Below are 10,751 nucleotides of genomic sequence, written 5' to 3'. Positions count from 1 at the left end.
CCTTCGGTTCCTTCGCTTCGCTCAGTCATGGTGATCCGCTTTAGGGCGGATCGCTCGAACCCAGGAATCAACGTGGGTTCTCATCCCACCGGGATCAGATTGAATGGCGGAGAGGGTGGGATTCGAACCCACGGTCCCGTTGACCAGGACAACTGCTTAGCAGGCAGCCCGATTCAGCCACTCTCGCACCTCTCCGGAATTCATGCCGAGGAGGGGACTCGAACCCCTACAGGCTATTCGCCCACAAGCACCTCAAGCTTGCGTGTCTACCAGTTCCACCACCTCGGCAGGCAGTGTATGGACGATCAATCGTTCTCTTTTTCCTGCCCCGGCGCGGGTTGGGGGGCCGGTTGCTCTTGAGCGGGAACGGCGGGGGGAGCCGTTTCCGTGGTTGTGCTTTGCTCAGCGGCGGGACCAGTTTGCTCCGGCCCCAATACTGAGCGCGTCGTGGATTTGCGCGAGGATATGATCATCAGCAAAAGGGTAAGCACCATAAAAAGAACGGCCAGCACGGTGGTCAATTTGGACAGGAACGTCGCGGATCCGCGCGGGCCGAAAGTGCTCTGGCTGCCGCCACCGCCGAACGCGCCGGCCAGGTCTGCGCTCTTGCCGCTCTGTAGCAGGACCACCACGTTCAACAGCAGGCAAACCAGGATCAGAAAAAACAATAAAAACCCTTCCAAGATGACCTCCTACGCCGGATTCAATCGAATTGCGCTGTGAATTATAGCAGAAAAGGGCTCCACGCGCAAGGAGGCGCCGCCCACCAGGGCGCCGTCGATATCCGGCTGAGAAAGGAGGTCCGCACTGTTTTCCGGCTTGACGGAACCGCCATAAAGAATGCGGATCCGCCCGGGATCCGGCACGCGGGCTTCCAAAATGGAACGGATGGCGGCGTGAACTTCCTGGGCCTGTTGCGGGGTCGCGGTCCGGCCCGTACCAATGGCCCAGACCGGCTCGTAGGCGACGATTATTTTTTGCGCCGCTTGTTTGTCGATTCCGGCAAATCCACCCTCAATCTGGGCATTGATGCGTTCCAGGGTGGCGCCGGCATCGCGCTCTTTTAGGGTTTCTCCCACGCATAGCACCGGCTGCAGGCCATGCTCCAACGCGCGTTTCGTTTTGCGATTCAACAGGTCGTCATCTTCACCGAAGATGTGCCGCCGTTCCGAATGGCCCACCAGCACCAGATCCACCAGTTCGCGTAACATAGGCGCGGACACCTCTCCGGTAAAAGCTCCTTCCGTTTCGGCATGCATGTTCTGCGCCCCCAGGCGCACCTGTTTTGCGACCTGCCGCAACGGGTAAATCGCGGTATAGGCGGGAAACAAAGCCACTTCCACCGCATCCGGAACAGAGAGAGACGCCTCGAGCGCGTTCAGAAATTCCCGGCCGGCGGCCACGGTCATGTGCATCTTCCAGTTTCCGGCAATCATGGGTATACGTTTACTGCTCATGGGTTCATGTCCTCAAGGACTTCCAGTCCGGGTAGGGCTTCCCCGCTGAGAAAGGCCAGCGCGGCGCCTCCGCCAGTTGACAGATGGGTGAGTTGATCGGACACTCCGGAGCGACGGATGGCGGCCACGGTATCTCCCCCGCCAATCACTACGGTTGCAGCGGCGCCGGCAAGGGCACGCGCCAGTTCAATGGTACCTGCGGAAAACACTTCGTGTTCAAACATCCCCATGGGACCGTTCCATACCACCAGGTCGGCCCGGCGCAATTCACGGGCGAACAGGGCCACTGTTCTCGGTCCGATATCCAGGCCCATCATATCCGCTGGAATCGCCTCTCCGCGGTTGATCATGCGCACCGTCACCTTGGGTTCCGGAGTCACCGCGGCAACGTGGTCCACCGGCAGGATGACCCGTATCCCCCTTTTTTCGGCCTTCTCAAGAATATCCCGGCAATGGGGAATCATCTCTGCTTCGATTTCGGAGGCCCCCACGGATTCTTTCCGCGCCGCCATGAATGTATAGGCGATGCGACCCCCAATCAGCATGGTGCCGGTTTTGCCCAGCAGGTTGCGGATCAGGGGAATCTTGTCGGCCACTTTCGCCCCGCCCAAAAGCAAAACGCCATTGGGGAAATCGGACTCCAGGATGGGACTTAACTGTTCCATCTCGGTTTTCACCAGCAGGCCCGCCACGGCGGAGTCACAGTGCGGCGCAATGGAAACAATGGAGGCATGACGGCGATGGCAGGTCCCGAAAGCGTCATTGCAGAAGATATCGATGCCCCTGGCCAGGGATTCGGCAAATTCAGGGTCATTCGCTTTCTCGCCCGGATCAAAGCGCAGGTTTTCCAGCAGGAACACGTCTCCGTCCTTCATGCGTGCCTTTTCCGCTTCAACTTCTTCGCCTGCCGTCAAGCCGTTGTAGGTGACCGGGCGTTCCAGCATCTGCGAAAGTCTGCGAGCCACCGGGTCCAGGGTCATGTCCAATTGAATCCGACCTCCCGGCCTGCCGAGGTGAGACGCGACCACGACCCGGGCACCGTTAAACGCCAGGTGCTCCAAGGTGGGAAGGGCGGCACGTATGCGGGTCTCATCGCGGATGCGGCCATCGTCATCCAGGGGAACGTTGAAATCCACACGCACGAAAACCGTGCGCCCGCGAACATCCACATCTGTGATTGAGCGTTTCCTCATGACCATTTTTCAGCCATCAGGCCGATGAGGTCGCGGATGCGGCAGGAGTAGGCCCACTCGTTGTCATACCAGGCCAGGATCTTCACCATGTAGGGATCGATCACCGTAACAAACTCCCCGTCCACAATGGAAGAGGCGTCGTTGCCGATGATATCTGATGAAACAATGGGTTCTTCGGTGTATGCCAGGATCCCTTTTAGTTCATGATCAGCGGCCGAGCGAAACACGTTTTTCAGGGTATCCACATCAACCGCTTTTTCCAGGGTCACCACCAGGTCCACCAGTGAACCGTTGGGGGTGGGAACGCGCAAAGCTGAACCCGTGATTTTACCGGCCAACTCGGGAATCACCAGGCCGATGGCCTTGGCCGCTCCCGTGGTTGTGGGAATGATGTTGACTGCCGCGGCCCGGGCGCGGCGCAGGTCCTTATGCGGCAGATCCAGGATGCGCTGGTCGTTGGTATAGGAATGAATGGTGGTCATATTGCCGCGTTCAAGGCCGTAATGGTCATGCAGTACCTTTGCGACCGGGGCTACACAGTTTGTCGTGCAGGAAGCATTGGACACGATGTGATGCTTGTCATGGCGATATTCGCCATGGTTGACGCCCAGGACCATGGTGATGTCCGGGTCCGTGGCCGGCGCGGAGATGATCACCTTGCGCGCTCCCGCTTCCAGGTGAAGCATGGCCTCGGGGCGCTTGCGGAACATCCCGGTGGCTTCCACCACCACATCTACTCCCAGCTCCTTCCAGGGCAACTTGCGCGGGTCTTTTTCGGAATAAACGCGGGTGGCCTCGTCTCCGGCTTTCAAGTATCCCTCCCGGGCTTCCACGGGATGTGAAAAGGTTCCGAACACGCTGTCGTATTTAAGCAGGTGGGCCAACGTAGCCGCGGAGGTCAAATCGTTGAGGGCGACGATATCGATCTGCTTGGACCCCAGGCTGGCACGAAAGAAATTTCTGCCGATGCGACCAAAACCGTTAATGGCGACTTTAAGCGACATCCTTCCTCCTATCTAAAAAATAACGCTACCACAGGCCTGATAAGTTTTCAACCGCAGCCCGAATCAGAAAATCCCGCGGATGGCGCGCAAACTGGGGAGTTCCCGGCCTTCCAGATACTCCAGCAACGCGCCGCCGGCGGTGGAAACATAACTGATTTTATGGGTAAGACTGTAACGGTTGAGCGCGGCAATGGAATCTCCGCCACCCACCAGGGAAAATGCCCCCTTGTCGGTGGCCCGGGCCACGGACAGGGCCACGCGCAACGTGCCGTTCGAGAAGTGGGGCAGCTCGAAAACCCCCATTGGCCCGTTCCACAAAATGGTACGGGATGTTTCAATCAACCTGCCGAACGCTTCCACGGTTCGCACCCCGATATCCAGGCCCATCCACTCACGCGGAATCTCGCGGATATCTCGATGTTCAATGGCGGCCTCATTGTCCATGCGGTCGGCAACAACGCAATCAACCGGCAATTCCAAACGGACTCCCAGTTCTTTGGCACGCTCGATGACTTCGCGCGCGACGTTGAGGTAATCCTCCTCTACCAGGGACAAGCCGACTTTCCCGCCCATGGCGCGGATAAACGTATAGGCCACTCCACCGCCCACGATCAGGCGATCAACTTTTTCCAGTAACGCCTTGATAATGCCGATTTTGGTGGAAACCTTGCTTCCTCCCAGGATGGCGGCAAACGGCGGTTCCGCCCGGTTGAGAACGCGGTTAATGCGGTTGATTTCACTCTCCACCAGGTAGCCCAGCATGCGGTGTTCAGGAAAGAAACGCGCCACCGTGAATGTCGAAGCATGGGCGCGGTGGGCCGTGCCGAAAGCGTCATTAACATAAACGTCACCGAGCTCGGACAGACCGCGGGCAAAGGCCTCGTCTGCCGCTTTTTCACCGGGATAGAAGCGCAGGTTTTCCAAAAGCATCACCTCGCCCGGCTTCAGTTTTCGGGATGCGCCCCGAGCCGCATCCCCAACAGGAGGGTCCTGGAAACGCACGGGGCGTTCCAGCAATTTCTCTAAATGGGGCAAGATAATTCTGGTGGACAGGGCCGGGTCGGATTTTCCTCCCGGACGTCCCAGGTGGGTCATAACCACGGCGGAACCACCGTCCGCCAATACGCGGCGAATCGTGGGAATGGCTGTCACCATGCGCGTGTCATCGGTGATTCCGCCCTCTTCATCCAGGGGCACATTGAAATCCACGCGGATCAGAACCCGCTGATTGCGAAAACTATAATCATCAATTGAATAGGACTGGCGAATGGCGCGTATTGAAGGCAACTTTTTGCCTTCAAGGTACTCCAGTAACGCCCCCCCGGCGGTTGAGATGTAACTGATCTTGTGGGCCAGGCTGTAGCGGTTCAAGGCGGCGATTGAATCCCCGCCGCCCACCAGGGAGAACGCACCCTTGTCCGTGGCCCGGGAAACGGCCAATGCCACTCGCAGCGTACCATTCGAAAAATGGTTCATTTCGAATGCGCCCATGGGCCCATTCCACAGGATGGTGGCTGAATCGTCAATGACCTGGGAAAACTCTTCCACGGTTTTCACGCCGATGTCCAGGCCCATCCAGCCATTTGGGATGGACATGATATGGGTGTGCTCGATTTCGGCGTCGTTGGCAAAACGATCGGCCACAAGGCAATCCGAGGGCAGGTGAAGCTCAACCCGGCGTTTCCTGGCTTCCACCAGAATGCGCTCCGCGGTTTTGACCTGGTCGGCTTCGACAATGGAATCACCGATCTGCCCGCCCATGGCGCGGGCAAAGGTAAAGGCAATGCCGCCACCGATCAGCAGGTGATCAACCTTGTCCAGCAACGCCTCGATAATGCCGATCTTGGTGGAAACCTTACTTCCACCCAGGATCGCGGTAAAGGGATGGCGCGCTTCTTTCAACACCTTGTCGATCTGCTGGATCTCACTCTCCACCAGGTAGCCGAACATGCGCTCATCCGGAAAAAAACGTGCAATGGTATAGGTGGAGGCGTGGGCACGGTGAGCCGTTCCGAACGCATCGTTTACGTACACGTCCCCCAGCGCCGCCAGGCTGGCGGCGAAATCTTCATCACCGGCCATCTCTTCCGCATGGAAACGCAGGTTTTCCAGCAACAGCACTTGTCCGGGCTGCAGATCCGCGGCCATACGGGCGGTCTCTTTCCCGATACAGTCCGGAGCAAAGCGCACTTCCCGCTCCAGGAGTTGTGACAACCTTGGCAGGATGTGTCGCAACGATAGGGCGTCGCTCTTCTTTCCGCCGGGGCGTCCCAGGTGGGTCAACAGGATTACGGCGCCTTTCTCCGTCAGGATCTTGCGCAAGGTGGGCATGGCCGTCACCATGCGCGTGTCATCGGTAATGTGTTGATTCTCGTCCATGGGGACATTGAAATCCACCCGTACCAGTACTTTTTTGCCCTGAAAGGGATAGGAGTCAATCGAGTTCATGGCTCTATTCTAGAGCAATGAACTGTATAAATGCAACGCAACAATCTTGCCGCTTTCAACCAATGTTTTAAACTCTCCGGCCGGCAAAGCCGGCCGTTTCCGCGGCAGGCTTGAATATGGTATATTTCGGTAATGGAAACCGTTTCTCGAACCTGTTGCCCCCTTTGCGCCTCAAGCCGTATCCTGCCCTTCCGCCGCGGCACCCTGGCTCCCGAGCTCTTATCACCGCAGGATTTCCGCATAACCGACAACCGCTATGGCTCTTTGTGGAGCTTTCACAAATGCAAAGATTGCCGTTTCGTATTCGCGAACCCCGCACCCACGGACCAATCCCTGACCGCCCTCTACGCCGCGCTGCAAGATGATGATTACGGCGCCGAAGCCGAGAACCGCGGGCGGAACTTCAATGTGATCCTGAACCGCCTGAGAAAATTCGTTCCCGAACCCGGTAAATTGCTGGATGTGGGCGCGGCCAGCGGTATTTTCATGCACTTGGCACAGGAACGCGGTTTCCAGGTTCAGGGAGTCGAACCCTCGACCCAACTGGTCAGAGAAGCCCGCACGCGCTACGGGTTGGAAATCAAGCCGGGCACGGCGGATAATCTCTCGCCCGAATCCACTTTTCAGGTAATCACCTGCCTGGACTTGATTGAACACCTGGCCGATCCCCTGCCGCAACTGAAACGCATCACCACACACCTGGAACCCGGCGGCATCCTGGTGTTGGTCACACCGGATATACTCAGCCTGGCGGCCCGGGTTAGCGGACGCCGCTGGTGGCATTTCCGCACCGCCCATGTCAATTTTTTCTCCCAACCTTCCCTTGAACGCCTCATGACCCTGTTGGGCATGGAAATCGTTTCCCGACATCGTTACGCCTGGCATTTTTCGCTGTTTTACCTGGCGACCCGCCTCTGGCCCTCACTGGGGAAACGGCCGACTTTACAACGCTTTATGAAACGGATAAACTGTAAAATTCAATTGCTGGATTCATGGGAAATCTATGCGCGCAAAGTATAATCGGTACCTATCGGCGCTGAGGTTGGATCGCTGGCCGCGCAGCCTGGCCATCCTGCCCGGGTTCGTGGCCGCACTGGTTTTGTATCCACCCCATGGTGAAACCGCCGCGACCGCATTTCAGTTAGGAGTCAGGCTGGTTGTGGCCTTCCTGTTGACCTGGCTCATCTCAACCGCCAATTACATTGTCAACGAAATCGCCGACGCCCCCTTCGACGCCTTCCACCCCTCAAAAAAGAACCGGCCGCTGGTGACAGGCGAGATCAGCCGGGGCATCCTGCTGGCCGCCTACCTGTTGATGGCGGCTGGAGCTTTGGCCCTGGGCGCCTGGTGGTTCAGTGCCCGTTTTGTATTGAGCCTGGCGGCCCTGCTGGTGGCGGGCCTGGTTTACAATGTCCCTCCCGTACGCTTCAAAGACATTCCCATCCTGGACTCAACCGTGGAATCCGCAAACAACCCCATCCGTTTCCTGATCGGATGGTACATCCTTCCCGTGCCATTCCCCCCGGCCTGTTTGCTGATTTCCTGGTGGGCTTTCGGCAATTTCCTCATGGTGGGGAAACGCGTAGCGGAAAAGAAATTCTTGACCGCGGCTGAATCCGCCGGATATCGCCTGTCGCTGAAACGCTACTCCCTGGGCATGCTGGTGGCGTTCATGGTGTTCAGTGCCCTGGTGTTTCTGGCCACCTTTGCCCTGTTTGTATGGAACCAGGGTTGGATGCTATTCCTGTACATCCTGCCCCTGATCCTGGTTTACCTGATCATGTTCATGCGCAAATCCCTTCAGGACCGGGAAGGCGCGGAAGAACCCGAACGCCTGCTCAAGAACCCCTATTTCGCGATCTACACCCTCTTCCTGATCCTGGTGTTCTTGACGGCTTACCTTTTGCGGTGAAACCATGGAAACCCAGATTCTGCTTAAAATCATGCTGGCGGCCGTGCTGGGCGGCATTATCGGACTGGAACGCGAACTGGCGCACAAAGAAGCCGGGCTGCGCACCAATATCCTGATCAGTATGGGAGCCGCCTTGTTTACCGTCCTCTCGATCGAGATTTCGCGCGGCATCAACGGAGCTGATCCCGCGCGGGTGGCGGCTCAGATCGTAACGGGTGTCGGTTTCCTGGGCGCCGGCGCCATTATCCAGGCGCGTTTTTCCGTGCATGGACTCACCACTGCCGCAACCATCTGGACCGTTGCCGCCATCGGTATGACCGTGGGCGTGGGGCGATACTTTGTCGCACTCATGGTCACAATATCCATCGTCGTGGTGCTGTCCCTGTTCCGCTTTTTTTCCACCAGGCTGCAACCGGGAGCCCGGGACACGGCCTATCGCATTCACACCAAGGACAGCCCGGCGATTCTTCTGGACATCAAGAAAATCATCCGTGACCTGGGCATCCGTTCGGCGAGTTTGAAACTCCACCGGCGCCGGGAAGCATACGAGCTGGAAGCCCTGTTGCGGGCTTCAGACACCAAACACCATAGCTTCCTGGAAGCGGTAATGCAATTGGAAGGGGTTATGCAGGTGGACGATGAGAGCCTGTGAAACGAAAAGATGACCCCTGCCTGGCGGGATACGCCGATACTGCTGGCAACCACAAATCCGGGCAAACTACTGGAGTTCAGGGAACTGCTCCGTCTGGATTTTCCCGCGGGATTGGTTTTTTGCCTGGCTGACCTTCCGGCCGCAACAGTGCCGCAAGAGAACGGCGGCTCTTTCCTGGCCAACGCCCGTATCAAGGCATTGCATTACAGCAGAGCATTTGCCGCCATGCTGGTGGTGGCGGAAGACTCCGGACTTGAAGTCCCGTCCCTGTGCAACGCGCCGGGAGTTCATTCGGCCCGCTATGCGGGACATCCGCCCTCGGACGAACGCAACATCCGCCTGTTGCTCGAGAAACTCGCGCATCATGCGGACCGAAACGCCTGCTTTATCACTGAAGCCGTCGTGGCCCGCGATGGCGAGGTACTTTATCACTGCCGCGGAGAGGTGAAAGGCGTGATATTGGAAACGCCCCGTGGAAGCGATGGATTTGGATACGACCCCGTATTTTACTACCCACCGTTGGCCAGGAGTTTTGCCGAGTTGAGCAGCAGCGAGAAGAACGCCGTATCCCACCGCGGACAAGCCATGGCAAAGGTGAGAAAATTTCTAACTACGCCGGGGCTTGAGAAGCACAGTTAATCAAGAGAATCTTTGCCGCGACAATCACGGCACATTCCGGTCAGGTACAGTCTAACGTTTTCAACCAGGTGCCCATCCAGTTCTTGACCGGCCACACAGGCGGGTATTTCCCGGATATCAAAAATCCGTTCACAATGCCGGCAGAAAAAATGGGAGTGATCCGAACGGGTATTGGGATCATAGCGGGTTTCATGTTCGGAAATGGTCAGCGGCAAAAGCAGCCCTCTGTCCACCAAAATGTTCAAGGTATTGTAAACCGTTGTGCGTGAGAGTGTCGGGATCTCGGGTCTCAGGGTTTGAAAAATCTCTTCCGCTGAAGGGTGCACATGGGCGCTCATGATGAAGCTCAGGATCCGTAATCTTTGAAACGATGGTTTGATTCCCGCATTCGTCAACACCTGCTGGGCACGATGCCTTGAATCCTTATCGTCCGGCTTCACGTTTTCCCCTTATGGAAAAACCGGGGCGGGTCTCCCCGCCCCGGTTAACGTTCACAACTTCTTGTGACACATCCACCAGTCTTTACAGGTAATCGATTTATCGGCCAATCTCTGTTTGGCCATATCCACTGTAGAAGCGGGGGGCACGATCACATCGTCACCGAAAATGTCATTATTGGGCCAGTCGGCGGGCATGGCGACCTTGTTTTCGTCCGCCACCTGGAAGGCCCGGATCATGCGCAGGATCTCGTCAAAGTTCCGGCCCAGTTCAGCGGGGTAATACAGGATGGCACGCACAATTCCTTTGGGATCAACAAAGAAAACGGCCCGCACGGTTTTGCTGGTGTCACCGTGGATGAAGCCCAGTCTGCGTGATACCGATCCGGTATCCGCGATAATGGGAAATTCGATCTCCACACCCATGTTGTCGCGGATCCAGTCCATCCACTTGATATGGGAATGGACCTGGTCAACACTCAAACCCAGAAGTTCGGTATTGAGTTTGCGGAATTCATCATACCGTTTTTGAAACGCGATGAACTCGGTGGTGCAAACCGGCGTGAAATCCCCGGGGTGGCTGAAAAGGATCAACCATTTCCCCTTATAGTCTCCGGGCAATTGCCTGGGTCCGTGGGTCGTGTTTACTTTCAATTCGGGAAACTGTTCACCGATTAACGGGATTTTTTCTTCCACAATCTCCTCCTTGGATATAAATCCTTTTTTGTAACTATTTCATTTATATAATAATACCCATAAATGTTTTTGTCAACCCCAAACATGATTTATATTTTTGGTTCTCTTCCATTTTGTGTGGGTTTGGGGGTCATACTTATTTGAAAAAATGATAAGGCTGCATGAGAGTACCCTTTCGGGCACAAATACCCAGAGGGCACAGGTCACCGCTCACCACTTCGGTGTTCTTCGGCGGACTAAAATGACCCCGGTGGTTGTTTGGGATGTAATCCGGGGCATCATTTTACCTTCGGCCGTCCTGCCTCAGCCCATG

11 protein-coding genes and 2 tRNA genes are annotated in these 10,751 nt (G+C 56.8%); 4 read left to right on the top strand and 9 right to left on the bottom strand.

The window, feature by feature from the left end; translation table 11 throughout:
• Positions 1-104 precede the first annotated feature (104 nt).
• The 7 genes from ENN40_11555 to ENN40_11525 form a co-directional block, all read right to left on the bottom strand.
• A tRNA-Ser gene (locus ENN40_11555) sits at positions 105-195 on the bottom strand.
• Positions 196-203: 8 nt separating this feature from the next.
• Positions 204-288: transfer RNA gene (locus ENN40_11550), tRNA-Leu, on the bottom strand.
• A gap of 17 nt (positions 289-305) precedes the next feature.
• A complete protein-coding gene (gene secG, locus ENN40_11545) occupies positions 306-683 on the bottom strand; it encodes a preprotein translocase subunit SecG (GenBank protein HDP95976.1) in 378 nt (125 codons plus the stop codon).
• Positions 684-692: 9 nt separating this feature from the next.
• Positions 693-1,457, bottom strand: a complete 765-nt coding sequence (locus ENN40_11540) for a triose-phosphate isomerase (protein HDP95975.1) — start codon at positions 1,455-1,457, stop codon at positions 693-695.
• Positions 1,454-2,650, bottom strand: a complete 1,197-nt coding sequence (locus ENN40_11535; GenBank protein ID HDP95974.1) for a phosphoglycerate kinase — start codon at positions 2,648-2,650, stop codon at positions 1,454-1,456. Before ENN40_11535 ends, ENN40_11540 begins: the two co-directional genes overlap by 4 nt.
• Positions 2,647-3,654: a type I glyceraldehyde-3-phosphate dehydrogenase gene (gap, locus tag ENN40_11530; GenBank protein ID HDP95973.1), complete on the bottom strand. Its 1,008-nt coding sequence runs from the start codon at positions 3,652-3,654 to the stop codon at positions 2,647-2,649. Before gap ends, ENN40_11535 begins: the two co-directional genes overlap by 4 nt.
• Before the next feature lie 63 nt (positions 3,655-3,717).
• Positions 3,718-4,923 carry a phosphoglycerate kinase gene (locus tag ENN40_11525; protein ID HDP95972.1) on the bottom strand — a complete coding sequence of 402 codons (1,206 nt, stop codon included), beginning with the start codon at positions 4,921-4,923 and terminating at the stop codon, positions 3,718-3,720.
• 1,311 nt (positions 4,924-6,234) lie between these two features.
• On the opposite strand from ENN40_11525, the gene ENN40_11520 reads away from it, so the two are divergent.
• The 4 genes from ENN40_11520 to rdgB are packed head-to-tail and all read left to right on the top strand — an operon-like array spanning position 6,235 to position 9,305.
• A complete protein-coding gene (locus ENN40_11520; GenBank protein ID HDP95971.1) occupies positions 6,235-7,122 on the top strand; it encodes a class I SAM-dependent methyltransferase in 888 nt (295 codons plus the stop codon).
• Positions 7,106-8,014, top strand: coding sequence for a hypothetical protein (locus ENN40_11515; protein HDP95970.1), 909 nt, complete (start codon positions 7,106-7,108; stop codon positions 8,012-8,014). Before ENN40_11520 ends, ENN40_11515 begins: the two co-directional genes overlap by 17 nt.
• A gap of 4 nt (positions 8,015-8,018) precedes the next feature.
• Entirely contained in the window at positions 8,019-8,666 is a 648-nt protein-coding gene (locus tag ENN40_11510; GenBank protein HDP95969.1) for an MgtC/SapB family protein, read from the top strand.
• A gap of 9 nt (positions 8,667-8,675) precedes the next feature.
• Positions 8,676-9,305, top strand: a complete 630-nt coding sequence (gene rdgB, locus ENN40_11505) for an RdgB/HAM1 family non-canonical purine NTP pyrophosphatase (GenBank protein HDP95968.1) — start codon at positions 8,676-8,678, stop codon at positions 9,303-9,305.
• Here the strand turns inward: rdgB and ENN40_11500 are convergent.
• Together ENN40_11500 and ENN40_11495 are read right to left on the bottom strand one after the other, a co-directional pair.
• Positions 9,302-9,745: a transcriptional repressor gene (locus tag ENN40_11500; protein HDP95967.1), complete on the bottom strand. Its 444-nt coding sequence runs from the start codon at positions 9,743-9,745 to the stop codon at positions 9,302-9,304. The two genes, rdgB and ENN40_11500, sit on opposite strands and share 4 nt — an antisense overlap.
• Before the next feature lie 51 nt (positions 9,746-9,796).
• Positions 9,797-10,438 (bottom strand): peroxiredoxin, encoded by a 642-nt coding sequence (locus tag ENN40_11495; GenBank protein HDP95966.1) that lies wholly within the window; start codon positions 10,436-10,438, stop codon positions 9,797-9,799.
• Positions 10,439-10,751 lie beyond the last annotated feature (313 nt).

The organism is Candidatus Aminicenantes bacterium, assembly GCA_011049425.1.
Lineage (GTDB): Bacteria > Acidobacteriota > Aminicenantia > UBA2199 > UBA2199 > UBA876.
Note: the sequence above shows the minus strand (reverse complement) of the source record. Positions and strands in the feature narration are given on the sequence as shown.

Excerpts from the sequence above, each read along its gene's own strand:
- ENN40_11540 (HDP95975.1), bottom strand. The coding sequence starts at position 1,457 with ATGAGCAGTAAACGTATACCCATGATTGCCGGAAACTGGAAGATGCAC.
- ENN40_11535 (HDP95974.1), bottom strand. The coding sequence starts at position 2,650 with ATGAGGAAACGCTCAATCACAGATGTGGATGTTCGCGGGCGCACGGTT.
- gap (HDP95973.1), bottom strand. The coding sequence starts at position 3,654 with ATGTCGCTTAAAGTCGCCATTAACGGTTTTGGTCGCATCGGCAGAAAT.
- ENN40_11520 (HDP95971.1), top strand. The coding sequence starts at position 6,235 with ATGGAAACCGTTTCTCGAACCTGTTGCCCCCTTTGCGCCTCAAGCCGT.
- ENN40_11515 (HDP95970.1), top strand. The coding sequence starts at position 7,106 with ATGCGCGCAAAGTATAATCGGTACCTATCGGCGCTGAGGTTGGATCGC.
- ENN40_11510 (HDP95969.1), top strand. The coding sequence starts at position 8,019 with ATGGAAACCCAGATTCTGCTTAAAATCATGCTGGCGGCCGTGCTGGGC.
- rdgB (HDP95968.1), top strand. The coding sequence starts at position 8,676 with ATGACCCCTGCCTGGCGGGATACGCCGATACTGCTGGCAACCACAAAT.